The sequence below is a fragment of the Variovorax paradoxus genome (assembly GCF_030815855.1).
Lineage (GTDB): Bacteria > Pseudomonadota > Gammaproteobacteria > Burkholderiales > Burkholderiaceae_C > Variovorax > Variovorax paradoxus_M.
Genome location: NZ_JAUSXG010000001.1, coordinates 3,349,075 through 3,372,189, shown reverse-complemented (window position 1 = coordinate 3,372,189; position 23,115 = coordinate 3,349,075). Strand labels below are relative to the sequence as shown.

The 23,115-nt window shown below is 65.7% G+C and carries 20 protein-coding genes; 10 read left to right on the top strand and 10 right to left on the bottom strand.

All coding sequences use genetic code 11. The features are described 5' to 3' along the window. Positions 1-21: 21 nt before the first annotated feature. The gene (rpoD, locus tag QFZ42_RS15980) at positions 22-2,376 is read right to left on the bottom strand and encodes an RNA polymerase sigma factor RpoD (protein ID WP_307701886.1); all 2,355 of its coding nucleotides are present in this window, start codon (positions 2,374-2,376) and stop codon (positions 22-24) included. Positions 2,377-2,710: 334 nt separating this feature from the next. Further along, on the bottom strand, positions 2,711-4,687 hold the full coding sequence (gene dnaG, locus QFZ42_RS15975; protein ID WP_307701885.1) for a DNA primase: 1,977 nt from the start codon (positions 4,685-4,687) through the stop codon (positions 2,711-2,713). 86 nt (positions 4,688-4,773) lie between these two features. On the opposite strand from dnaG, the gene QFZ42_RS15970 reads away from it, so the two are divergent. After that, positions 4,774-5,715, top strand: coding sequence for a YihY/virulence factor BrkB family protein (locus tag QFZ42_RS15970; RefSeq protein WP_307701884.1), 942 nt, complete (start codon positions 4,774-4,776; stop codon positions 5,713-5,715). Here QFZ42_RS15970 and QFZ42_RS15965 read toward each other — a convergent pair. After that, positions 5,663-6,421, bottom strand: coding sequence for a 3-hydroxyacyl-CoA dehydrogenase (locus QFZ42_RS15965; protein ID WP_307701883.1), 759 nt, complete (start codon positions 6,419-6,421; stop codon positions 5,663-5,665). The two genes, QFZ42_RS15970 and QFZ42_RS15965, sit on opposite strands and share 53 nt — an antisense overlap. Positions 6,422-6,561: 140 nt before the next feature. Next, a complete protein-coding gene (locus QFZ42_RS15960; RefSeq protein ID WP_307704254.1) occupies positions 6,562-7,113 on the bottom strand; it encodes a phasin family protein in 552 nt (183 codons plus the stop codon). A gap of 185 nt (positions 7,114-7,298) precedes the next feature. Here QFZ42_RS15960 and QFZ42_RS15955 point away from each other — a divergent pair, with 185 nt between their 5' ends. Beyond that, complete coding sequence (locus QFZ42_RS15955) at positions 7,299-8,225, top strand: histone deacetylase family protein (protein WP_307701882.1); 927 nt, start codon at positions 7,299-7,301, stop codon at positions 8,223-8,225. Further along, on the top strand, positions 8,222-8,665 hold the full coding sequence (locus QFZ42_RS15950; RefSeq protein ID WP_307701881.1) for an acyl-CoA thioesterase: 444 nt from the start codon (positions 8,222-8,224) through the stop codon (positions 8,663-8,665). The genes QFZ42_RS15955 and QFZ42_RS15950 overlap by 4 nt, the downstream gene beginning before the upstream one ends. Positions 8,666-8,731: 66 nt before the next feature. On the opposite strand, the gene QFZ42_RS15945 is transcribed toward QFZ42_RS15950, so the two are convergent. Both QFZ42_RS15945 and QFZ42_RS15940 read right to left on the bottom strand, forming a co-directional pair. Then, positions 8,732-9,139 carry a hypothetical protein gene (locus QFZ42_RS15945; protein WP_307701880.1) on the bottom strand — a complete coding sequence of 136 codons (408 nt, stop codon included), beginning with the start codon at positions 9,137-9,139 and terminating at the stop codon, positions 8,732-8,734. Positions 9,140-9,226: 87 nt separating this feature from the next. Further along, entirely contained in the window at positions 9,227-9,460 is a 234-nt protein-coding gene (locus tag QFZ42_RS15940; RefSeq protein ID WP_153285107.1) for a CsbD family protein, read from the bottom strand. Positions 9,461-9,634: 174 nt separating this feature from the next. On the opposite strand from QFZ42_RS15940, the gene pncB reads away from it, so the two are divergent. From pncB to QFZ42_RS15915, 5 genes are read left to right on the top strand one after another with little or no spacing between them, the layout of a single operon-like run. Next, positions 9,635-10,855 carry a nicotinate phosphoribosyltransferase gene (pncB, locus tag QFZ42_RS15935; RefSeq protein WP_307701879.1) on the top strand — a complete coding sequence of 407 codons (1,221 nt, stop codon included), beginning with the start codon at positions 9,635-9,637 and terminating at the stop codon, positions 10,853-10,855. A 24-nt stretch (positions 10,856-10,879) separates the two neighbouring features. After that, positions 10,880-12,292, top strand: a complete 1,413-nt coding sequence (locus QFZ42_RS15930; RefSeq protein WP_307701878.1) for a sodium:proton antiporter — start codon at positions 10,880-10,882, stop codon at positions 12,290-12,292. Positions 12,293-12,305: 13 nt separating this feature from the next. Beyond that, on the top strand, positions 12,306-13,292 hold the full coding sequence (locus tag QFZ42_RS15925; RefSeq protein WP_307701877.1) for a 2-hydroxyacid dehydrogenase: 987 nt from the start codon (positions 12,306-12,308) through the stop codon (positions 13,290-13,292). 40 nt (positions 13,293-13,332) lie between these two features. Next, positions 13,333-14,700 (top strand): DNA recombination protein RmuC, encoded by a 1,368-nt coding sequence (rmuC, locus tag QFZ42_RS15920; protein ID WP_307701876.1) that lies wholly within the window; start codon positions 13,333-13,335, stop codon positions 14,698-14,700. Then, complete coding sequence (locus QFZ42_RS15915; protein WP_307701875.1) at positions 14,697-15,875, top strand: MFS transporter; 1,179 nt, start codon at positions 14,697-14,699, stop codon at positions 15,873-15,875. The genes rmuC and QFZ42_RS15915 overlap by 4 nt, the downstream gene beginning before the upstream one ends. 33 nt (positions 15,876-15,908) lie before the next feature. Here the strand turns inward: QFZ42_RS15915 and QFZ42_RS15910 are convergent, their stop codons facing one another. The 4 genes from QFZ42_RS15910 to earP form a co-directional block, all read right to left on the bottom strand. Beyond that, the gene (locus QFZ42_RS15910) at positions 15,909-16,772 is read right to left on the bottom strand and encodes an LOG family protein (protein ID WP_307701874.1); all 864 of its coding nucleotides are present in this window, start codon (positions 16,770-16,772) and stop codon (positions 15,909-15,911) included. Between the two features lie 61 nt (positions 16,773-16,833). Further along, positions 16,834-17,613 carry a crotonase/enoyl-CoA hydratase family protein gene (locus tag QFZ42_RS15905; protein WP_307701873.1) on the bottom strand — a complete coding sequence of 260 codons (780 nt, stop codon included), beginning with the start codon at positions 17,611-17,613 and terminating at the stop codon, positions 16,834-16,836. A 106-nt stretch (positions 17,614-17,719) separates the two neighbouring features. After that, on the bottom strand, positions 17,720-18,274 hold the full coding sequence (gene efp / locus QFZ42_RS15900) for an elongation factor P (protein ID WP_093011949.1): 555 nt from the start codon (positions 18,272-18,274) through the stop codon (positions 17,720-17,722). 177 nt (positions 18,275-18,451) lie between these two features. Further along, a complete protein-coding gene (gene earP / locus QFZ42_RS15895; RefSeq protein ID WP_307701872.1) occupies positions 18,452-19,549 on the bottom strand; it encodes an elongation factor P maturation arginine rhamnosyltransferase EarP in 1,098 nt (365 codons plus the stop codon). 86 nt (positions 19,550-19,635) lie between these two features. Here earP and QFZ42_RS15890 point away from each other — a divergent pair, with 86 nt between their 5' ends. Both QFZ42_RS15890 and uvrC read left to right on the top strand, forming a co-directional pair. Continuing rightward, entirely contained in the window at positions 19,636-21,084 is a 1,449-nt protein-coding gene (locus tag QFZ42_RS15890; RefSeq protein WP_307701871.1) for a M20/M25/M40 family metallo-hydrolase, read from the top strand. A gap of 65 nt (positions 21,085-21,149) precedes the next feature. Further along, a complete protein-coding gene (uvrC, locus tag QFZ42_RS15885) occupies positions 21,150-23,111 on the top strand; it encodes an excinuclease ABC subunit UvrC (protein WP_307701870.1) in 1,962 nt (653 codons plus the stop codon). Positions 23,112-23,115: the final 4 nt, after the last annotated feature.

Below are 23,115 nucleotides of genomic sequence, written 5' to 3'. Positions count from 1 at the left end.
GAGAAATACCGGGAGACCGGCTTAGAGCGTATCAATAAAGCTGCGAAGCTTGTCCGAGCGCGAAGGATGCTTGAGCTTGCGCAGTGCCTTTGCCTCGATCTGGCGGATGCGCTCGCGGGTCACGTCGAACTGCTTGCCGACTTCTTCCAGCGTGTGGTCCGTGCTCATCTCGATGCCGAAGCGCATGCGCAGCACCTTGGCTTCGCGCGGCGTGAGGCTGTCGAGGATGTCCTTGACCACGTCGCGCAGGCCCGCCTGCATGGCGGCTTCGATAGGGGCCGTGTTGCTGCTGTCCTCGATGAAGTCACCCAGGTGCGAATCGTCGTCGTCGCCGATGGGGGTTTCCATCGAGATCGGCTCCTTCGCGATCTTCATGATCTTGCGGATCTTGTCTTCCGGAATTTCCATCTTCGCGGCCAGGATGCTGGCGTCGGGCTCGAAGCCGAACTCCTGCAGATGCTGGCGCGAGATGCGGTTCATCTTGTTGATCGTCTCGATCATGTGCACCGGAATACGGATGGTGCGCGCCTGGTCGGCGATCGAGCGCGTGATCGCCTGGCGGATCCACCACGTCGCGTAGGTCGAGAACTTGTAGCCGCGGCGGTATTCGAACTTGTCGACCGCCTTCATGAGGCCGATGTTGCCTTCCTGGATCAGGTCCAGGAACTGCAGGCCGCGGTTGGTGTACTTCTTGGCGATGGAGATCACGAGGCGCAGGTTGGCCTCGATCATTTCCTTCTTGGCGTCGCGCGAAGACGATTCGCCTTCGTTCATGCGCTTGTTGATGTCCTTGAGCTGCGTGAGCGGCACCACCACGCGCGACTGGATGTCGGCGAGCTTCTGCTGCAGTTCCTGCACCGGCGGAATGTTGCGCGCGAGCACGGCGCTCCACGGCTTGCCTGCGGCGGCCTGCTTCTCGACCCACTTGAGGTTCAGCAGGTTCGATGCGATGCGGTTGCCGTTCTTGTCGTAGCCGCTGAAGTCGCGAATGAACTCGTCCTGTGGGAAGCCGCACTTGTCCACGATGATGCGGCGCAGTTCGCGCTCTTTCTTGCGCACGTCGTCGACCTGCGTGCGAACCAGGTCGCACAGCTTCTCGATGGTCTTGGCCGTGAAGCGGATGGTCATCAGCTCTTCGGACAAGGCCTGCTGGGCCTTCTCGTACGCGGGCGTGCCGTAGCCTTCCTTGTCGTAGATCTTGTGGACCTTCTCGAACATCGCCGCGATGCGGTCGAAGCGCTCGAGCGCATCGCGCTTGAGTTCCTCGAGCTTCTTGGTCAGGGCCTTGGAGCCGCCCTTGCCGTCGTCGTCGTCTTCCTCGTCGAACTCGTCGAAGTCTTCCTCGGCCACGTAGTCGTCGGCTTCGTTCGGGTTCGAGAAGCCGTCCACCACGGTGGAGATGACGACCTTGCCTTCACGGATATCGGCGGCCAGGCGCAGGATTTCGGCGATAGTGGCGGGGGAGGCCGAAATGGCTTCCATCATGGCCATCAGGCCGCCTTCGATGCGCTTGGCGATTTCGATTTCGCCTTCGCGCGTCAGCAACTCGACCGTGCCCATTTCGCGCATGTACATGCGGACCGGGTCGGTGGTGCGGCCGAATTCGCTGTCGACCGTGGAGAGCGCGGCTTCGGCTTCTTCCTCGGCCTCTTCCACCGTGGTGGCGGTGGGCGCGGTGTTGTTCAGCAGCAGGGTTTCGGCGTCGGGCGTTTGCTCGTACACCGCCACGCCCATGTCGTTGAGCATGGTGACCACGACTTCCATGGTCTCGGCGTCGACCAGCTTGTCGGGCAAGTGGTCGGAGATTTCGCCGTGCGTGAGGTAGCCGCGCGTCTTCCCCAGCGTGATCAGGGTCTTCAGGCGCGAGCGGCGCTTGGCCAGGTCTTCCTCGGAGAGCACGGTCTCGTCGAGGCCGAACTCCTTCATCAAGGCGCGTTCCTTCGCCTTGCTGATCTTCATGCGCAGCGGCTTGACCTTTTCTTCGGTGGTCGTGGCAGTCGCCGGTTCGTCGCCGACCAGGTCTTCCTCGATGTCCGACAGGTCGATGTCACTCTCGGGTGCGTCATTGCCGGCCTTGGGCTTGCGGCCGCGCTTGGCGCCGGTGGCGGGCGCGGCGGCGCCGGCGGCCTTGGGCGGGCGGCCGACTTTCTTGGCCGCAGGGGCGGCGGCGGCCGTCTTGGCGGCGGCTTTTTTCGGATCGTCGATGGAGGTCGATTTCGTGGGCACGGTTTTCACTTTCGTTGCGGCTGCCGATTTGGACGCGGCGGCACCCGGCTTAGTTGCCGGCATAACGCCAGCTTTCAACGGTTTTTCTGCGACAGGCTTTGGGGCGGCGCCTTTGGCGAGTGAAGGAGCAGGCTTCTTTGAACTGGGCATACGACCTCGTTACAGCAAGATGGACCAAGCGAAATCACTGGCGCACCGCCACAACGGGCAGCGCCACCAAGCCCGTGCGGGAACGGGCAAGACTCAAAGCCCGCGCACAGGCACGGACAGAACAATTGGGAAAGAGGAAGTAATTCCTCGTCAGGCAAGATGTCGGGCGAACATTTGGTGTGCAGTCCTTGCGGTTATTGACCCTTTCCGACGGATTTTTTCCGTTGGAGTGCGTTGCGCTAGGGGTCGGCCCGGAGGTGCTGCTGTCGCTCTTGCCTAATTTCGCCAGTTGCGAAGCCTTACATTATAGCCTATTGCGCAAATTTCAAGCAGTTTATGCACTGGACGGATTGAGCCGGGCGCGCAATTCGAGCCTTCGCGCCTCCAGGGCCTTGTAGCGCTCGAGGGCCTTGGGGTCCTTTCCGACCGCGGCAATAGCCTCGCTCTGCTGGGCTTTCAGGCGATCGTCGAGCATGAAGTCGAGCACGCTCGAAAGCTCCTTGGCGGCGTCGGCCAGGTGCTGGTCTTCCTCGCCCTCGGACACCGGCGCCGCCTCGGACACGCTCATGAGCCGTTCCGCCAGCGGCTCGAAGTCGAGCCCGCGCATGCCCTCGCGCAGCGCCGCCCAGGGCTGGACGCCGTGCTCGTGCAACTGGCTGTCGAGCCAGGTAAAAAGCGCGCCGTGCTGTCCAGGCAGGTCGCACAGCATCACGTGGAGTTCATGCGACAGCGCTTCCCACTGCGCCATGTTCGACAGCAGCAGCCGCACCGCCACGTCGGGCCGGCTCGGCGGCTTGCCGCGTCCGCGCAAGGGCTCGATGGGCGTTTCGAACTTGCCGCCCCAGCGCTTGCCCTTGGTGAATTTGCCGCGCGGCTTGCTATCGCTTTCGTAGCGCGGCGGCTCGTAGTCCGACGGGGGCGGCATGTCGGGGTAGTCGAACGGATCGCCCGGCTCGCCGGAGGAGCGCGGGGCGGGTGCTGCGGCGGCCTTGCGCGGGCCGGGCGTGGCGGCCCAAAGCTCCGAGAGGGCGGTGGCGTCCAGCTGCACGAGCGTGGCGATCTCGCTCAGCAGCTGGCGCTTCAGTGCGCCGTCGGGCATGGCGCTCCAGAGCGGCCGCGCGTTGCTGCTCATGTGCGCGCGGCCTTCGGCGGTCGTGAGGTCGCAGCCTTCGCGCGCCGCCTCGATCATGAAGCGCGAGAGCGGCGTGGCCTCTGCCACGAATCGCGCGAAGGCATCGGCGCCGAATTCGCGGATGAAGCTGTCGGGGTCGTGCTCCGCGGGCAGAAACAGGAACTTGATGCTGCGCACGTCGGTGGCATAGGGCAGGGCGCCGTCGAGCGCCTTGCGCGCAGCGCGGCGGCCGGCGGCATCGCCGTCGAAGCTGAACACCACCGATTCGGTGAACCGGAAAAGCTTTTGCACATGCTCGGTGGTACAGGCCGTGCCCAGGGTGGCCACCGCATTCGGAAACCCGAGCTGGGCCAGCGCGACCACGTCCATGTAGCCCTCGGTCACCAGCGCATAGCCGCGCTCGCGGAAGGCGGCGCGCGCCTCGTACAGGCCGTAGAGCTCACGGCCCTTGCTGAACACCGGTGTTTCGGGCGAATTGAGGTACTTGGGCTTTTCGTCGCCGAGCACCCGTCCGCCGAAGCCGATGCATTCGCCCTTGACGTTGCGGATGGGGAACATCACGCGGTCGCGAAAGCGGTCGTAGCGCTTGGCGTCTTCGGCGCCGTCTTCCGTGTTGACGATCACCAGGCCGCTTTCGGCCAGCAAAGGATCGTCGTAGTCGGGAAACACGCTCGCCAAGGCGCGCCAGCCGGCCGGCGCGTAGCCGATGCCGAATTGCTTGGCGACTTCGCCCGAGACGCCGCGGCCTTTCAGGTATTCGATGGCGCCGGGCGCCTGCCGCAAGGACTTGCGGTAGGCCTCGCCGGCCTTTTCGAGCACGTCGGTCAGCGTGGCCTGCTTCTGGCGCTGGTTCGCGGCGCGGGCGCGCTCGGCGGGGGAGGCGTCGTCCTCGGGCACCTGTAGGCCGTATTGGCCGGCGAGGTCGTGCACCGCCTCGACGAAGCCCATGCCCGCGTGCTCCATGAGAAAACCGATGGCATTGCCGTGCACCCCGCAGCCGAAGCAGTGATAGAACTGCTTGGTCGGGCTGACCGAGAACGACGGCGACTTTTCGCCGTGGAACGGGCACAGGCCCATGAAGTTGGCGCCGGCCTTCTTGAGCTGCACATAACGCCCGACGATCTCCACCACGTCGGCGCGCGCGATGAGTTCTTGGATAAAGGAAGCGGGGATGGTCATGTAGGCGAAGAGCGGCAAATCATACGCAAGCGGCCGAACGCCCGCGCGCGGACGCCATACTTGCCGGTTACACCCTCATTGCCCGGATGACGACGCCCCACCCATTGCACCACGCCGCGCCGCTGCTGCGCCATCCCTTGCGATTCGCATGGGACGCGCTCAAGGCGTTCCGCGCCAACCAGGGCCTGCTGCTCGCGGGCGCGGTGGCTTATTACGCCTTGCTTTCCATTGTGCCGCTGCTGATCGTGAGCGTGATCGCGATGTCGCATGTCATCGAACAGGCCGAGCTGCTGCGCACCATCGGCCGGTACCTCGAGTGGCTGTTGCCGGGACAGTCGAAAGCCATCGTTGCGGAGCTGTCGAACTTTCTCGACCACCGCGATGTGATGGGGCCGGTGCTGCTGGTGACGATGATCTTCTTCAGCTCGCTGGCCTTCAGCATTCTCGAAAGCGCAATGGCGGTGATCTTCCATCACCGCAAGGCGGACCACAGCCGGCACTTTCTGGTGTCGGCCGTCATGCCCTACATCTACATCCTGTGCCTGTGCGCGGGCCTGCTGCTGGTCACGCTGGTTTCGGGCGCACTGCAACTGGTCGGACAGGAAAGCGTCGACCTGTTCGGGCGCGACTGGTCGCTGTCGGGCGTGTCGGGGCTGCTGCTCTACCTGCTCGGGCTGGGCGGCGAGATCTTCATGCTGACCTCGCTCTACCTCGTGATGCCGGCCGGGCGGATGTCGCTGCGCCACGCGCTGCTCGGCGGCGTGACCGCCGCGCTGCTGTGGGAGGCCACGCGGCATGTGCTGATCTGGTACTTTTCGACGCTGTCGCAGGTCAACGTGGTCTACGGCTCGCTCACCACAGCCATCGTGGTGCTGCTGAGCCTCGAGATTGCCGCCACGCTCGTGCTGCTGGGGGCCCAGGTCATTGCCCAGTACGAGCGCCTGGACCGCACCGGCAGCACCGCGGTGCCGCCGCTCACCGGGGCGGAAGTCGAATCGCTCCGTCGAGACGAATCACCTCGCCGTTGAGCATGTCGTTCTCGATGATGTGCCTGGCGAGCTTGGCGTAGTCCTCGGGCGTGCCCAGACGGGACGGGAAGGGCACGCTCGCGGCCAGCGCGTCCTGCACGTCCTGCGGCATGCCGAAGAGCATCGGCGTGCCGAAGATGCCGGGGGCGATGGTCATGTTGCGGATGCCGTTGCGCGCCAGATCGCGCGCAATGGGCAAGGTCATGCCGACCACGCCGCCCTTGGAGGCGCTGTAGGCGGCCTGGCCCATTTGCCCGTCGTAGGCTGCGACCGAGGCGGTCGAGATCAGCACGCCGCGCTCGCCCGTGGCTTCGGGTTCGTTCTTGCTCATGGCCTCGGCCGCGAGGCGGATCATGTTGAAGCTGCCGATCAGGTTGACGGTGACGGTCTTGCTGAACACTGCCAGCGCGTGCGCGCCGTTCTTGCCCACGGTCTTTTCGGCCGGCGCAATGCCCGCGCAGTTGACCAGGCCCACCAGCTTGCCGAGCTTCTGCGCCGCGGCAACGGCGGCCTGGCCGTCGGCCTCCTGGCTCACATCGCATTTGACGAACACTCCCCCGATCTCGCGCGCGACGGCTTCGCCCTTGTCAGCCTGCATGTCGGCGATGACCACCTTGGCGCCGTTCGCAGCCAGCATGCGCGCCGTGCCTTCGCCGAGGCCCGAAGCGCCACCGGTCACGATAAAAACCTTGCTGTCGATCTGCATGGAGAGTCTCCTGAAATAAGACCCGCATTATCCAAGCCTGGGGGGCAGCCAAAGTGCTCAAAAAAAAGGCCTCATCCGAAGATGAGGCCCTGAATTGGATCCGTGAGGACCCAAGGAGACAACTGGTAGTGGCCGGCGGCTTAGCGCTTGCGCGAAGTCGTGGCGGTCTTGGCAGCGGCGACGGCTTGCGTCGACACGGCGTTGAAGTTGGCTTCGGCGACGTCGGAAGCCTGCTTGACAGCCTTCTGGACCGATTCGAAAGCGTTGTTGGCGGCAGCCACGGCGCTCTTCAGCACGGCGACGGCGGTTTCCGAGCCGGCGGGTGCATTCTTGGAAGCGCTGTCGACCAGGCCGACAAAGGTTTGCTGGGCTTCGGAGGCCTTGGCTTCGAAAGCCTTGGTGAACTCGGCGCCGGTGCCTTGGGCGATGTCATACAGATGACGGCTGTAGGCGGCGGTCTTTTCGGCCAGGGGCTGGAACAGGCTGGCTTGCAGCGTCAGCAGTTCTTGTGCGTCCTTGACGTTCAGCGCAGCTTGGGCGGTGCCGGCGGCTTCGGCCAGGGCAGCCTTGGAAGCGGTCACGTTCAGTTCGACGAGCTTCTCGACGCCTTCGAAGGCCTTGGTGGTCAGGCCGAACAGGGTTTCGAGGTTTGCTTTTTGGGCGGCGAGGATTTGGTCAGCGGTCAGTGCCATGTGGAATCTCCAGTAAGGATGATGGATAGTCGGTTCACGTTGCGCTGCCTCGTCGTCTTGTTTTTGTTGCGGTGCAGCATGCCTCAAGTATAGGCAGCACAGTTTTCTGATCAAGAGGGTTTTGCTGCTTTGCAGCAATTTAGAACACACTTTCTAAATTCGCTCCGCGCCCCAGAATGCAGGCCATGCGCGCCTTCTATTCCGGCCAGTTCGTCTTGCCTTTGCCGCCCGGCCACCGCTTTCCGATGTCGCGCTATGCCTTGCTGCGCGACCGCCTGCTCGAGTACCTGCCGGCGGTGCAGATGGACCAGGCCCCGCGCGCCACCGATGGCGAGTTGGCGCTGGCCCATACGCCGCAATGGATCGCCGCCGTCAGCGACGGCAGCGTGAGTCCGCAGGCCATGCGCGAGATCGGCTTTCCGTGGAGTGAGGCCATGGTCGAGCGCTCGCGCCGCTCGACGGGGGCCACCATCGCGGCCTGCCGCGCGGCATTCGCCGGGGGCGTGGCGGCCAACATGGCGGGCGGCACGCACCACGCCTATGCCGACAAGGGCGGCGGATTCTGCGTCTTCAACGACGCCGCGGTGGCCGCGCGGCTGATGCAGGCGGAGCACGGCCGCACCGGCCGGCAGCTCCGGGTGGCGGTGATCGACCTCGACGTGCACCAGGGCAACGGCACGGCGAGCATCTTCCGCAGCGACCCGAGCGTTTTCACGCTCTCGCTGCACGGCCAGAAGAACTTTCCCTTCCGCAAGGAGGCGAGCGACCTCGACGTCGAACTGCCCGACGGCTGCGGCGACGCCGACTACCTCACCGCGCTCGAGCACGCGCTGGAGGAGCTGGACCGGCGCTTCTCACCCGGCCTGGTGATCTACCTCGCGGGCGCCGATCCCTTCGAGCGCGACCGGCTCGGCCGGCTCAAGCTGACGTTCGACGGCCTGGAGGCGCGCGACCGGCGGGTGTTCGACTGGGCCTGGCAGCGCCGCATTCCACTGGCCTTTGCCATGGCCGGCGGCTACGCCAGCGATATTGCCGAGACGGTGCAGGTGCAGCTCGGCACCTTCAAGGTCGCTTTCGACTACTGGCGCCGCTGGCAAAATGCCGCGCGATGAGCTCCGCCACCAAACCCACGCCGCATTCCCGAAGCGGCTACCGCGCGTTCCGCAGCATCCCGACGCGCTGGGCCGACAACGACATGTACGGCCACGTCAACAACGTCGTCTACTACAGCTGGTTCGACACGGCGGTGAATGCGCTGCTGATCGAGCGCGGCGCGCTCGACATCCACCACGGGCAGACCATCGGCTTCGTGGTCGAGACGCACTGCAACTACTTCGCGCCGATCGCGTTTCCGCAGACGGTGGAAGCCGGCATCCGCGTGGCCCAGGCGGGGCGTTCCAGCGTGCGCTACGAGATCGCGCTGTTTGCGGAAGGCGCCGAAACCGCGGCCGCGCAGGGGCACTTCGTGCATGTGTATGTGGATCGGGCCTCGCAGCGGCCGGTGCCGTTGCCCGATGCGCTGCAACGCGTGGTCGAGGCGCTGAAAGCCTGACCATGAAAAACGGCGCCCGAGGGCGCCGTTGTCCTTTGCCAAGCGGTCGCCGGGACCGCGATGGCCTTACATGGTCTTCTTGGTTGCCTTGATGTCGGCCTTCGCCTGGGCTTGGTCGGCCTTGGCCTGCTTCTCGCACGCGGACTTGGCCTCGCCCTTCTGGTCGTCGCATTTTTCCTTGGCGACTTCGTACGTGGCCTTTACCTTTTCTTCGGCGACCTTGCGGGCATGCGCGTCGCTCGGCTTGTACTGCTGTTCGAGCTCGGCCTTCGCCACGTTTTCGGTGCCCTTGGCTTCCTTTTGGCAAACGTCCTTCGCGTTGTCCTTCATCGCATCGCACTGCGCCTTGGCGGACTTGTAGTCGGCTTCGATCTTGTCCTTGGCGACCTTGTATTCATCCCGGGTCATCGCGCCCGCCTGGGTGGCCATGAAGCAGGTCGAGGCGAGGGCAAGCATGAGCAGATGTTTTTTCATTGGTTTTTCTTTCCTTGTTTCGCGGTTGAGAAGAGCAGTTGAGAAGCGGTCGGAGGGCAGGGCGGCCTTCGGCCGTCCGGCCGGCGGTCAGTACTTTTCGTACCAGAGGGCATCCGGCGAACGGCCGTCGCGCGATTCCCAGTCCTTGACCTGCTTCTCGGCCTCGTCGCGGCTGATGCCATGGCGTTCCTGGATGCGGCCGAGGAGTTGGTCGCGCTTGCCGGCAATGACATCGAAGTCGTCGTCGGTCAACTTGCCCCATTGCTCCTTGACCTTGCCCTTGAGCTGTTTCCAGTTGCCTTCGATGGTGTCCTTGTTCATGCGAATCTCCTTGTCGGTTGATTCGGTGGGCTCGTTGCCCGCCGTCAACCAACTGTCGGGGGACCGATTCACCCTCACGGTAGGACGTGCTGTGCAGGCCCCGTAGGCACAAGCCGACGCTGCCCGTGATAATCGAACGCACGCCGAAAAGCTTGGGACAACGCGCGCCGCACCATGATCATTCACAGCCTGCTCGACACCGACCTCTACAAGTTCACCATGATGCAGGTCGTGCTGCATCACTTTCCCGGCGCCCAGGTCGAGTACCGGTTCAAGTGCCGCAACCCTGGCGTCGACCTGGCCCAGTTCGCCGGACAGATCCGCGAGGAGGTGCGAAGCCTCTGCTCGCTGCAGTTCCGGGACGCCGAGCTGGCCTACCTGCGGTCGATGCGCTTCATCAAGAGCGACTTCGTCGACTTTCTGGGCCTGTTCCGGCTCAACGAGAAATACATCAGCATCACGCCCCAGGCCTCGGGCGAGCTCGAGATCCGCATCAAGGGCCCGTGGCTGCACACCATCCTGTTCGAGATTCCCGTGCTGGCGATCGTGAACGAGGTCTACTTCCGCAACACGCAGAAGAAGCCCGATCTCGAAGAAGGCCGGCGTCGGCTGGAAACCAAGATCGGGCAGCTGCAGGATGCCGGCCTCGCCGACCTCAAGATTGCCGACTACGGCACTCGCCGCCGCTTTTCGAAGGACTGGCACGAGGAGGTCCTGCGGACCTTGAACGCAAGGCTCGGCGCCGTGACCTCGCCGCCGGTCCAGCCCAGGCCCACCGCCCGCCTGCCGCAGCTTGCGGGCACCAGCAACGTGCTCTATGCCATGAAGCTCGGCCTGATTCCGCTCGGCACCATGGCGCACGAATACCTCCAGGCCTGCCAGGGACTCGGTCCGCGGCTGCGCGACAGCCAGATCTTCGGCTTCGAGAGCTGGGCCCGCGAATACCGCGGCGACCTCGGCATCGCGCTGTCGGACGTCTACGGCATGAGCGCTTTCCTGCGCGACTTCGACCTGTACTTCTGCAAGCTGTTCGACGGCGCGCGCCACGACAGCGGCGACCCGTTCCAATGGGGCGAGCGCATGCTGGCGCACTACGCCGCCAACCGGGTCGATCCGCTCACCAAGACATTGATCTTCAGCGACAGCCTCACCGTGCCGCGCACCATCGAGCTCTACCAGCAGTTCCGCGGCCGCTGTCAGCTGGCATTCGGCATCGGGACCAATCTCACCAACGACCTCGGCTACGAGCCGCTGCAGATCGTCATCAAGATGATCAACTGCAACGGCCAGCCCGTGGCCAAGCTGTCGGACACGCCTTCCAAGAACATGTGCGAGGACGAAAAATACCTGGCGTACCTGCGCCAGGTGTTCGAGATCGAGCAGCCGCCGGCCTGACTCCGTCTGGTACGGTACGGCCCCATGAGAAAAACGTTCCGCATGGCGGCAGCCGCCGTGCTGCCGATGACGTTCCCCGCGCTTGCGATGGCTGCCGAATTCGACGGCAGCAAGCTGTCTGCACTGTGGGGCGTTCCGTTCGCGGGCATCCTGCTGTCGATCGCGCTGCTGCCGCTGCTCGCGCCGACGTTCTGGCATCACCACTATGGCAAGATATCGGCGGCCTGGGCGCTGGCGTTCCTGCTTCCCTTCGCCGCGGTCCATGGGGTGCCTCTGGCGGGAGCCCAGTTCGTGCATGCGCTGGTGGAGGAATACATCCCCTTCATCATCCTGCTGACCGCGCTGTTCACGGTGGCCGGCGGCATCCATATCCGCGGCAACCTGCATGGCGCGCCCGGGCTCAACACGGCCATTCTTGCCATAGGCGCGGTGCTTGCGAGCTTCATGGGAACCACGGGCGCCTCGATGTTGCTGATACGGCCGCTGATCCGCGCCAACGACAACCGCGTGAGCAAGGCGCACGTGGTGGTGTTCTTCATCTTCATCGTGTCGAATGCGGGCGGCTCGCTCACGCCGCTGGGCGATCCGCCGCTGTTCCTCGGCTTCCTGAAGGGCGTCGACTTCTTCTGGACCGCGCGGAACATCTTTCCGGAAACGCTGTTCCTCGTCGGCACGCTGCTCGCGCTGTTCTACGTGATCGACCGCCATCACTACCGCAAGGAAGGGGTGCTGCCGTTCGACCCGACGCCCGATACCCAGCGTATCGGCTTCGATGGCGGGGCCAATGTCTGGTTGCTGGGCGGCGTGGTCTTCTTCGTGCTGCTCTCCGGCATCTGGAAGTCGCCAGTCGACTTCGACGTCTTCGGCACGCGTATCGGCTTGCCGGGGCTGGTGCGCGATGTCGGGCTCATCGCGATCACGCTGCTCTCGCTCAAGATCACGCCCGGCAAGGTGCATGCCGCCAACCAGTTCGAATGGGGTCCGATGGCCGAGGTCGCCAAGCTGTTCGCGGGCATCTTCCTGACCATCATTCCGGTGATCGCGATGCTGAAGTCCGGCATTCACGGAGCTTTCGGACCGGTGGTCGCAGCCGTGACGCGGGCCGACGGCACGCCGGATCCCGCCATGTACTTCTGGGCGGCCGGCATCCTGAGCTCGTTCCTCGACAACGCGCCGACCTACCTGGTGTTCTTCAACACCGCGGGCGGCGATGCGGCCATGCTCATGACCACCTACGCCACCACGCTGGCCGCCATCTCGGCCGGCGCCGTGTTCATGGGCGCCAACACCTACATCGGCAATGCGCCCAACCTCATGGTCAAGGCCATTGCCGAAAGCCGCGGCGTGCGCATGCCCAGCTTCTTCGGATACATGGCGTGGTCGATGGCCATCCTGGTTCCGCTGTTCGTTCTCTCCACCTTCATCTTCTTCCGCTAGGCGCAGACACATCATGAGCAAGCCCAAGATCCTGGTCGCACGCGCGATCTTTCCCGAAACCATCGAACGCCTGTCGCAGCACTTCGAGGTCGAGTCGAACCAGGCCGACGAGAGCTGGAGCAAGGAGCAGCTGATCGCGAGGCTCAAAGGCAAGCAGGGCGCGTTCACGACCGGCAGCGAGCGCATCGATGCCGCGGTGCTCGACGCCTGCCCCGACCTGAAGATCTGCGCCAACATGGCCGTGGGCTACAACAACTTCGACGTCGAGGCGATGGCCGCGCACGGCGTGCTGGGCACCAACGCACCCGATGTGCTCACCGAAACCACGGCCGACTTCGGCTTTGCGCTCTTGATGGCCACGGCCCGCCGCATCACCGAAAGCGAACACTTCCTGCGCGCGGGCAAGTGGCAGAAATGGAGCTTCGACATGTTCGCGGGCTCCGACATCCACGGCTCGGCGCTCGGCATCATCGGCATGGGCCGCATCGGGCAGGGCATTGCCAAGCGCGGTGCGCACGGCTTCGGCATGAAGGTGGTCTATCACAACCGCTCGCGGCTCGATGCTTCGCTCGAGGCCGAATGCAAGGCCAGCTACGTGAGCAAGGAAGAGCTGCTCAAGACCGTCGACCACGTGGTGCTGGTGGTGCCGTATTCGCCGGCTTCGCACCACACCATCGGCGCGGCCGAAATCGCGCTGATGAAGCCGACCGCCACGCTGGTGAACATTGCGCGCGGCGGCATCGTCGACGACGCGGCGCTGGCCGTCGCGCTGCGCGAGAGGCGCATTGCGGCAGCGGGGCTCGACGTGTTCGAGGGTGAACCCAAGGTCCACCCCGATCTGCTGACCGTGCCCAACGTGGTGCTGACGCCGCACATCGCGAGCGCCACCGTGCCCACGCGGCGCGCCATGGCCGAGCTCGCGGCCGACAATCTCATCGCCTGGTTCGGCGGCAAGGGGGCGCTGACGCCCGTCACGCCGGTTCCGCCCGCGGCGCCCTGAACGGCCAGATAGACATACAACACGGACCCTCGCCGACACCTTGGACACCTCCCTGATTCTTCTTCTGCTGGCCGCCTTCGCGGTGGTCCAGCTCGTGCTCGTGATCTGGCTTCTCGCGCGCCGCCAGCCCAGGCCCGACCACAGCGAAATGCTGGCTGTGCTGGCCGCCATGGGCTCGGCCAATGAGCGCACCGAGCGCGAGCTGCGCCACGAAATCGGCGAGAGCTCGCGCGGCGCGCGGCAGGAAACCGCGCAGGCCTTCGCCACTTTTCAGCAGGCGCTGGTGCAGCAGGGGGCCGAGGCCACGCGCACGCAGAACGCGCAGCTCGATGCCTTCTCGCTGCAGCTCGCGTCCTTGCAGAAGAGCCTGGCCGACACGCTCAACACGCAACTGCAGGGCCTGAGCGAATCGAACGCGCGCCGTCTCGCCGAAGTGCGCGCCACCATGGAAACGCAGCTGGCGCAGCTGCAACAGACCAATACCGCCAAGCTCGACGAAATGCGCAAGACCGTCGACGAGAAGCTGCAGAGCACGCTGGAAGCCCGCCTCGGCGAAAGCTTCAAGCAGGTGGCCGACCGGCTCGAGCAGGTGCACAAGGGGCTGGGCGAAATGCAAACGCTGGCGGTGGGCGTCGGCAGCCTGCAGCGGGTGCTGACCAACGTGAAGACGCGCGGCGTGTTCGGCGAGGTGCAGCTCGAGGCGTTGCTCGAGCAGGTGCTCACGCCGGAACAGTACGCCAAGCAGATCGAGACCAAGCCGCGCAGCGGCCAGCGCGTCGACTTCGCCATTCGCTTTCCGGGCCGCGGCGACGACGGAGCGCCGGTGTGGCTGCCGATCGATGCCAAGTTTCCGCGCGACGACTACGAGCGCCTGATCGACGCGCATGAGCGCGCCGACGCGGCCGGCGCCGAGCTCGCGGCCAAGGCGCTCGAAGCGCGCATCCGCAGCGAGGCCAGGTCGATCGCGGAGAACTACCTTGCCGCGCCGCACACCACCGACTTCGCCATCCTGTTCCTGCCGGTCGAGAGCCTCTATGCCGAAGTGCTGCGCCGTCCGGGCCTGATGGACGCCATCCAGCGCCAGCACCGCGTGACGCTGGCGGGCCCGACGACCCTGCTGGCCATGCTCAACAGCCTGCACATGGGCTTTCGCACATTGGCACTGGAGCAGCAGGCTTCCGAGGTCTGGAAGGTGCTGGGCGCGGTCAAGACGGAGTTCGAGCGCTACGGCGAATGGGTGTCGCGCATCAAGGAGCAGGTGGCCAAGGCCTCCGACACGCTCGACAAGGCCGACACGCGCGCCAAGCAGATGCGCCTGGCGCTGCGCAAGGTCGAGGCCCTGCCCGAAGCCCAGTCGCAGGTGCTGCTGCCCCCCACGGCCGACAGCGAGGGCGACGACACGCCGTGAAAGGTTCCGAACTGCTGCGCGTGATCGGCGCCCAGGTCTGCCTGCATGCGACCATGGCCGGCATGCGGCTCGCAACGCCGCTGCTGGCACTGCAGCAGGGCTACAGCGCGGCGGCCGTCGGCGTGCTGATTTCGTTGTTCGCGCTCACCCAGGTGTTCCTGGCGCTGCCCGCGGGCCGTTTTGCCGACCGGCACGGATTCAAGCGGCCGCTCTGGCTTTCGGTGCTGGCGGCCGCGGCCGGTGCGGGCCTCGTGGTGGTCTTTCCGATTTTCCCGGTCATGTGCCTCGCCGCGCTGTTGACCGGCGGTGCCACGGGCGCGACCGTCATTGCGCTGCAGCGGCACGTCGGCCGCTCGGCCACCAACGCCACGCAGCTCAAGCGCGTATTCAGCTGGCTTGCCATTGCGCCCGCGGTAGCCAATTTCGTCGGGCCGTTCGTGGCCGGGCTGCTCATCGATCATGCGGGGCGCGCACCCGCGGACATGCTGGCCTTCAGGATTTGCTTCGCGGTGATGGCGGCCTTTCCGATCGTCTGCTGGCTGCTTGCGCGCGGCGCGCACGAGCCACCGCGCACCGAGCCCGCCGCAGGCGCGGTGCCGACGCGAGCCTGGGACCTTCTGCGCGAGCCGATGTTCCGCCGCCTGCTGTTCGTGAACTGGCTGCAGTCGTCGAGCTGGGACGTGCATGCCTTCGTGCTGCCCGTGCTGGGGCACGACCGCGGCATCAGCGCCTCGGTCATCGGCTCCATCCTCGGCGCTTTCGCGATTGCGGCAGCGGCCATTCGTGTCGTGCTGCCTCTCGTTGCCTCGCGCGCTTCGGAGCGCAGCGTGATCCTGAGTTCCACCATCGTCACGGCCGCGGTGTTCGCGGTCTACCCGCTGCTCCATTCGCCCTTGACCATGGGCCTGTGCTCCGTGGTGCTGGGTTTTGCGCTCGGGGCGGTGCAGCCGATGGTGATGAGCATGCTGCACCAGATCACGCCGCATGCCCGGCACGGCGAGGCGCTGGGCCTGCGGCTGATGACCATCAATGCATCGAGCGTGGCGATGCCGATGCTGTTCGGATCGCTCGGTGCGCTGATCGGTATCGCGGGCGTTTTCTGGGTCGTAGGCGGCGTGCTGGCGCTGGGGGCGCGGGCGACGTGGGGTCTGAAGGTCCGGGACAGGACCGATTGACGCGACCAGCCAGCACCCGCCGCCGGTCAGAGCTCAGAGCTTGTAGAAGCGCTTGATCGCGTCCCAGGCATCTTCGGGTGCGTCGACGTACTCGAAGAGATTCACATCGGTTGGCGAAATCACGCCTTCCTCGACCAGGAAGTCGAAATCGATCAGCTTCTTCCAGTAGGCAGAGCCGAACAGCACGATCGGCACCGGCTTCGACTTCTTGGTCTGCACCAGCGTGATCACTTCGAACAGTTCGTCGAGCGTGCCGAAACCACCCGGAAAAGCCACGAGCGCCTTGGCACGCATCATGAAATGCATCTTGCGAATGGCGAAGTAGTGGAACTTGAAGCTCAGCGCCGGCGTCACGTAGGGGTTGGCTTCTTCTTCCATCGGCAGCGCGATGGCAAGGCCGACCGACAGGCCGCCGCCTTCGTGCGCGCCGCGGTTGGCCGCCTGCATGATGCCGGGGCCGCCACCCGTGCAGACGAATAACTTGTCTTCCGGTTCTTTCCCCTCGCTGTATTGCGCGACCAGCTTGCCGAAGGCGCGCGCCTTCTCGTAGTAATGCGAGCTGCGCGCCAGGCGGCGCCAGCGTTCGGCCGCGGCGGCATCGCCGGCGGCCTCGGCCCGCGCCACCAGTGCGGCGGCTTCTTCCTCGCTGCGGAAACGGGCGCTGCCGAAGACCACCACGGTGTTTTCGATGCCGTGGGCGCGCTGCTCGAGGTCCGGCTTCATCAGCTCGAGCTGCATACGAATGCCGCGGGTTTCGCGGCGCAGCAGAAACTCCGGATCGGCGAAGGCGATGCGCGAGGGATCGGGGTCGAGCGGAAGGCCTTTTTCCGAATGCGTCTTGAGCGTGGCCCAGGCGTCGGCGAGGCGTTTGTCGTGAAGGTCGTGCGTGTTGTTCATGGAGGAATCAGACAGGAAGACTGGTGCATTGTGCAGCCTTGCAACCGGCATGCCCGCCGGTTCAGAAAGTGCCGTGCCGCCCCGCGCCCTGGACGAAGCGCTTGGCGCCGGCTGCGCCCTCGGCCGCCACCATCGGCACACCCAGCCGCCCCTCCTGCCGCAGCGCCTCGGCCAAAGGCAAGTCCCATTGGGCGTAGGCGGAACGGCGGTCCGCCAGCATGCATTGCTGCGGAAAGGCCGCGAGCTCGCGTCCGAGCGCTTCGGCCGCCTCGCGGGCTTTGCCCTTCGGCACCACGCGGTTCACGAGGCCCATGGCATGCGCCTCCTGGGCGCTCACGGGCCGCCCGGTCAGGATGAGGTCGAGCGCGCGGCCCATGCCGACGATGCGCGGCAGCCGCACGGTGCCGCCGTCGATCAGCGGCACGCCCCAGCGGCGGCAGAACACACCCAGCACGGCATCTTCTTGGGCCACGCGGAGGTCGGCCAGCAGCGCCAGTTCGAGCCCGCCGGCCACCGCATGGCCGCTGATGGCCGCGATCAGCGGCTTGCTCAGCACCATGCGGGTCGCGCCCATGGGACCGGAACCGCCGCCGTCGGGATCGAGTTCGTTGCGCCGCACGGGGTCGCCGACCGCGCCGAGGTCGGCGCCCGCGCAGAAGGTTCCGTGTTCGCCCCAGAGCACCGCGACGCGCTGGCTTTCGTCGGATTCGAAGCGCTCGAAGGCGGCACGCAGCGCATCGGCCATGGGCTTGTCGACCGCGTTGCGCTGCCGCGGGCGGCTCATGACAATGGTGCTGACCGGTCCATCGATTTGGGTGCGGACGCTGGCGGACGTGTTCATGGGCGCGAGCGTACGCCCGCCAACGGAAAAAGGCTCCTTGCGGAGCCTTTTGTCGGGGCGGCGGCCGGCAGCGACGCTGAAGCCGCCGTCGGAAAGGTCCTGGACCTTAGACGCGCTTGCGGTATTCGCCGGTGCGGGTGTCGATTTCGATCTTGTCGCCTTGCGCAACGAAGAGCGGCACGCCGATTTCGAAGCCGGTCGCGATCTTGGCGGGCTTCATGACCTTGCCCGAGGTGTCGCCCTTGACGGCGGGCTCGGTCCAGGTGATTTCGCGTTCGACGCTGGTCGGCAGTTCGACCGAGATGGCCTTGCCGTCGTAGAACACCACTTCGACAGCCATGCCGTCTTCGAGATAGTTGAGCGCGTCGCCCATGTTCTCGGCTTCGACTTCGTACTGGTTGTACTCGGTGTCCATGCAGACGTACATCGGGTCGGCGAAGTAGGAGTAGGTGCACTCCTTCTTGTCGAGCACGATCTGGTCGATCTTGTCGTCGGCCTTGAAGACCACTTCGGTGTTGAAGTTGGCGATCAGGCTCTTGAGCTTCATGCGCACCGTGGCGGAATTGCGGCCGCCGCGGCTGTATTCGGTCTTCAGAACGACCATCGGGTCCTTGCCGTGCATGATGACGTTGCCGGCGCGGATTTCTTGAGCGATTTTCATGTCAGGTTCTCTGGATGTTGGCCGCTCGGTGCACGGGACCATCGGCGGCGTTTGCAGCGTTGCGATGCAACGTCTTGCCGGCGTTATTGGTCCCGCGGTACAGGTCCCGCGGCAGGTTTGGCGGACAGCATCTCGGATCTGTGTAAATCCGGGCTGAAATCCGCAAAGCCCGCTATTTTAGCTTTTTCCGGCGACCAGATGCCGCAGCTGCGTGACCAAGTCCTCTTGTTCGCACAGCCTTTCGCAAGCGGCCTGCACGGTTTCATGCCAGGGGCCTCGCGTTCCGAGAGGGGGCAGGGGGCTGTCGCCGAAGCCATTCCAGGCATGGTGAAACTGCCGGAGCGATGGCGGGGCGCCGAGCCAGTCCAGCCAGGCGCCGAGCTTGACGTGGTGCGCGTCGTCGTCCTGCGGGTAGATCTGCCAGACCAGCGGGGCGCCGGCCCACAGGCCCCGCACGAGCGAATCTTCGCCGCGCACGAAATTCAGGTCGCAGGCCCACAGCAGATGGTCGAAATCCGGCTGCGTCAGGTAGGAGAGGTACGAAATTGAGAGTGCGCCGAATCCTTGGAGCGAGCGTTCCGGCCGTGCCTGGCCGGAGAAATATGCCTTGACCGCATGTGCGGCACGGCCTGAAGTCACCAGGAGCCGCGTCGGTTCCGGCCCTGACGCCAGCTGCTCGAGCAGGCTGGCCAGCGCCGGAGGCTCGTAGCAGAACAGCGAAACGAGGCGTTCGCCATCGCGCCAGGGGATTTCCTGCGCCGCCAGCCATTGCGCGCGGTCGAAGCGGGCGCGCCGTTCCAGCAGATCGGGCTCCCGCAGCAGCCCTCCCGTGGCGGGCGTGAAGCCCGGATAGAAAAAGCGCTTGGTCAGCCCCGCGCCGGGCCCCTTGAACACCGGAGAAGGCAGGCCGTGCAGCCGTTCCACGTAAGGTTCCGCCGAGAGGTATTCGAGATTGATCCACGTCCGGGCCGGCCCGCCCGCGGCCGGCGGTTCGGCGAAGCGGGCGATCAGTTCGGGTGCCGGCTCGCAGCCGAAGGCTTCGATCAGCACATCGGGTGGCGGAGCCGCGACGGCCTTGCGGATTGCGGCAGGGTCGAGCCAGTCGATCACGCTCACGCCGTCGCAGCCTGTCGGCGCCATCCAGTGCAGCGCCGTGGCGTCGTCGATCCAGAGGCGTGCGCGCTCGCCGAGCGCCGCCAACTGGCTGGCCAGCCGCCAGCACACGCCGAGATCGCCGTGGTTGTCGATGACCTTGCAGAAGATGTCCCATTGCATGGGGTGGCAGTGTGCCCGTCTTCGGCGCCTCCGGGGCGTGGGTGCTTGGTATGCTGGCCGCACCACAACATCCGGAGCGAGAAACCATGCGCATGAAGACCCGTCGTCGTTCGCCGCTTTCCCTTGTTTCCCTTGGTACAGCGAAAACCGCGCTCGCGGTTTCTCTGGCCCTGGGTGCCCTCGCAGGGGCGTCGGCGCAAACGACGCCGTCGCTGACGCCGCAGCAGCAGCGCTTTCACGATATCTACAAGGAGTTGATCGAGATCAACACCAGCCATTCGGTCGGCGACAACACGCTGGCAGCGCGCGCGATGGAAAAACGGCTCGTCGAATCGGGCTTTGCGCCCGGCGACATTCAGATCTTCGAACCCTTCCCGAAGAAGGGCAACCTCGTGCTGCGCTTCAAGGGCAACGGCAGCAAGAAGCCGCTGCTGTTGCTGGCGCACATCGACGTGGTCGAGGCCAAGCGCGAAGACTGGAAGACCGATCCGTTCAAGCTGCAGGAGACCGGCGGCTACTTCACAGCGCGCGGCTCCATCGACGACAAGGCGATGGCTTCGGCGCTGGTGTCGGTGCTGGGGCAGCTCAAGCAGGAAGGCTTCAAGCCCAGCCGCGACATCATCCTGGCGCTCACCGCAGACGAAGAGCGCGGCGACGCGCTCAGCAACGGCGCCTTCTGGCTCATCAACAACAAGCCCGAGCTGCTGCAGGCGGAGTTCGGCATCAACGAAGGCGGCGGCGGCGAGCTGCGCGGCGGCAAGCCCAACCTGCACCGCATGCAGGTGGCCGAGAAGATGTACACCACCTACATGCTCGAGGCGCGCGACGTGGGCGGCCACAGCTCGGTGCCGACCAAGGGCAACCCGATCTACGCGCTCTCGGCGGGGCTGGAGCGGCTGGGCAACTACGCCTTCCCGATCAAGCTCGCGGACGTCACGAAGACCTACTTCGCGCGCAGCGCGCCGTTCGCCACCGGCCAATTGGCAGACGACATGCGGGCCATCGGGAGCGGCAACCCCGATGCCGGAGTGCTCGAGCGCATGACGGCCAACCCGGCCTACAACGCGCAGTTGCGCACCACCTGCGTGGCGACCATGGTGCAGGCCGGGCATGCCGAGAACGCATTGCCGCAATCGGCCAAGGCCACGGTCAACTGCCGCATCCTGCCGCACGACGACCCCGAGGAAATCGAGCGCCTGCTGACCCAGGCCGTCGGCAACGACAAGATCGTGGTGCGCAATCTCGGCAAGCCCTTGCGCAGCCCGGCGTCGCCGCTGAACGGCGACCTGGTCAAGACCGTGGAATCGGTGACGCAGGCCATGTGGCCCGGCGTGCCCGTGGTGCCCGCGATGAGCACCGGCGCCACCGACAGCCGCTTCATGCGCAATGCCGGCATTCCGATGTACGGCGTGACGGGCATGTTCCTCGATCCGGCGGACGCACGCGCCCACGGCCTGGACGAGCGCATCGAGATCCAGCGCCTGTACGACGGCCGCGAGTTCCTGTATCGGCTGGTCAGCGAACTCGCCAAGTAACCCGGCGCCTTTCAGGGCGGTGGCCGCTGCGGCGGCCGCCCTGCGCGCGCGCCACAATAGCCGCCATGTCAGACGTGCATTCCGATCAATTGCTCAGTGAAGTCGCGGCCCTGCCGCAGCTGCCGGGCGTCTACCGCTATTTCGACGCGGCCGGCGCGGTGCTCTATGTGGGCAAGGCGCGCAACCTCAAGAAGCGGGTTGCCAACTATTTCCAGAAGAGCCATGGCGGCACACGCATCGGCCACATGATCAGCAAGATCGCGCGCATGGAGACCACCGTGGTGCGCTCCGAGGCCGAGGCGCTGCTGCTCGAGAACAATCTCATCAAGACGCTCAAGCCGCGCTACAACATCCTGTTCCGCGACGACAAGAGCTATCCCTACCTGAAGATCGCTTCGCACGAGTTTCCGCGGCTGGCCTATTACCGCGGTGCCGTCGACAAGAAGCACCGCTACTTCGGGCCTTACCCGAGCGCCTGGGCGGTGAAGGAATCGATCCAGCTGCTGCAAAAGGTGTTCAAGCTGCGCACCTGCGAAGACACGGTGTACGCCAACCGCACGCGGCCCTGCCTGCTGTACCAGATCAAGCGCTGCACCGGGCCCTGCGTGGGCTACATCGCTCCCGAGGCCTATGCGCAGGACGTGGCCAGCGCTGAAGCCTTTCTGATGGGCGACACCCAGCTCGTGCTGTCGAAGCTCGAGGCGCGCATGACCGAGCATGCCGAGAAGCTCGAATTCGAGCAGGCGGCCGAGCTGCGCAACCAGATGTCGGCCATTTCGCGCGTGCTGCACCAGCAATCGATCGAGATCGCTTCCGACAAGGACGTGGACATCCTCGCCGTCAAGGTGCAGGGCGGCAAGGCCTGCGTCAACCTGGCGATGGTGCGCGGCGGCCGGCACCTGGGCGACCGCCCCTACTTTCCCGTGCACGTGGAAGACGCCGCGCAGATCCATCATGGCGAGCTCGATGCGGAGGAGGGCGCGGCGGCCGCGCCGGCCGATCCGATCGAGGTGCAGGTGCTCGAGGCCTTCATCGCCCAGCACTACATCGATGTGCCGGTGCCCGCCACGCTGGTGCTGAGCCATCAGGTGGGCCGCGAACTGATCGAGGCCATTTCCCAGCAGGCCGGCTCGCGCGTGACGGCCGTGTTCCAGCCGCGCGAGCAACGCCGGCACTGGCTCGAAATGGCCGAGACGAACGCCGGCCTGCAATTGGCACGCCTCTTGGCCGAAGAGGGCTCGCAGCAGGCGCGCACCCGCGCGCTGGCCGATGCGCTCGAGCTCGCGCCGGACGACCTCGACAACTTTCGCGTCGAGTGCTTCGACATCTCGCACACCGCGGGCGAGGCCACGCAGGCTTCGTGCGTGGTGTTCGAGCACCACACGATGCAGAACCGCGAATACCGCCGCTACAACATCGAGGGCATCACGCCCGGCGACGACTACGCCGCGATGCGCCAGGTGCTGCACCGCCGCTACGGCAAGCTCGCCGAGGCAATGGCGGCCGAGACCGATGCGCCGCCGATGGGCGATGCCGGCGGCGCGGGCAACGATGCGCCTGCCAGGACCAAGGCCGCGCGCATGCCCGACCTCGTGCTGGTGGACGGCGGCAAGGGCCAGGTGTCGATGGCGCGCGAGGTGTTCAGCGAACTGGGCCTGGCACTGTCTCTCATCGTGGGCGTCGAAAAGGGCGAGGGCCGCAAGGTCGGGCTCGAGGAACTGGTGTTCGCCGACGGCCGCGAGAAGGTCTACCTGGGCAAGGATTCGGCGGCGCTGATGCTGGTGGCGCAGATCCGCGACGAGGCGCACCGCTTCGCCATCACCGGCATGCGCGCCAAGCGCGCGAAGGTGCGCGTGGGCGGCAGCCAGCTCGAAGACATTCCGGGCATCGGGCCGAAGCGCCGTGCGCGCCTGCTGCAACGGTTCGGCGGAATTCGCGGCGTGGCGGCGGCCAGCGTCGAGGACATCGCATCGGTCGAAGGCATTGCCACGGATCTGGCCGAGGAAATCTATCGCGCATTGCACTGAGGCC

Bases quoted from the DNA above. Each gene is read 5' to 3' on its own strand.
- QFZ42_RS15950 (WP_307701881.1), top strand. From the start codon at position 8,222: ATGAGCTCCGCCACCAAACCCACGCCGCATTCCCGAAGCGGCTACCGC.
- QFZ42_RS15910 (WP_307701874.1), bottom strand. From the start codon at position 16,772: ATGAACAACACGCACGACCTTCACGACAAACGCCTCGCCGACGCCTGG.
- earP (WP_307701872.1), bottom strand. From the start codon at position 19,549: ATGCAATGGGACATCTTCTGCAAGGTCATCGACAACCACGGCGATCTC.
- QFZ42_RS15905 (WP_307701873.1), bottom strand. From the start codon at position 17,613: ATGAACACGTCCGCCAGCGTCCGCACCCAAATCGATGGACCGGTCAGC.
- QFZ42_RS15890 (WP_307701871.1), top strand. From the start codon at position 19,636: ATGCGCATGAAGACCCGTCGTCGTTCGCCGCTTTCCCTTGTTTCCCTT.
- pncB (WP_307701879.1), top strand. From the start codon at position 9,635: ATGATCATTCACAGCCTGCTCGACACCGACCTCTACAAGTTCACCATG.
- QFZ42_RS15940 (WP_153285107.1), bottom strand. From the start codon at position 9,460: ATGAACAAGGACACCATCGAAGGCAACTGGAAACAGCTCAAGGGCAAG.
- QFZ42_RS15955 (WP_307701882.1), top strand. From the start codon at position 7,299: ATGCGCGCCTTCTATTCCGGCCAGTTCGTCTTGCCTTTGCCGCCCGGC.
- QFZ42_RS15970 (WP_307701884.1), top strand. From the start codon at position 4,774: ATGACGACGCCCCACCCATTGCACCACGCCGCGCCGCTGCTGCGCCAT.
- uvrC (WP_307701870.1), top strand. From the start codon at position 21,150: ATGTCAGACGTGCATTCCGATCAATTGCTCAGTGAAGTCGCGGCCCTG.
- QFZ42_RS15925 (WP_307701877.1), top strand. From the start codon at position 12,306: ATGAGCAAGCCCAAGATCCTGGTCGCACGCGCGATCTTTCCCGAAACC.
- QFZ42_RS15930 (WP_307701878.1), top strand. From the start codon at position 10,880: ATGAGAAAAACGTTCCGCATGGCGGCAGCCGCCGTGCTGCCGATGACG.
- rpoD (WP_307701886.1), bottom strand. From the start codon at position 2,376: ATGCCCAGTTCAAAGAAGCCTGCTCCTTCACTCGCCAAAGGCGCCGCC.
- QFZ42_RS15965 (WP_307701883.1), bottom strand. From the start codon at position 6,421: ATGCAGATCGACAGCAAGGTTTTTATCGTGACCGGTGGCGCTTCGGGC.
- QFZ42_RS15945 (WP_307701880.1), bottom strand. From the start codon at position 9,139: ATGAAAAAACATCTGCTCATGCTTGCCCTCGCCTCGACCTGCTTCATG.
- QFZ42_RS15960 (WP_307704254.1), bottom strand. From the start codon at position 7,113: ATGGCACTGACCGCTGACCAAATCCTCGCCGCCCAAAAAGCAAACCTC.
- dnaG (WP_307701885.1), bottom strand. From the start codon at position 4,687: ATGACCATCCCCGCTTCCTTTATCCAAGAACTCATCGCGCGCGCCGAC.
- efp (WP_093011949.1), bottom strand. From the start codon at position 18,274: ATGAAAATCGCTCAAGAAATCCGCGCCGGCAACGTCATCATGCACGGC.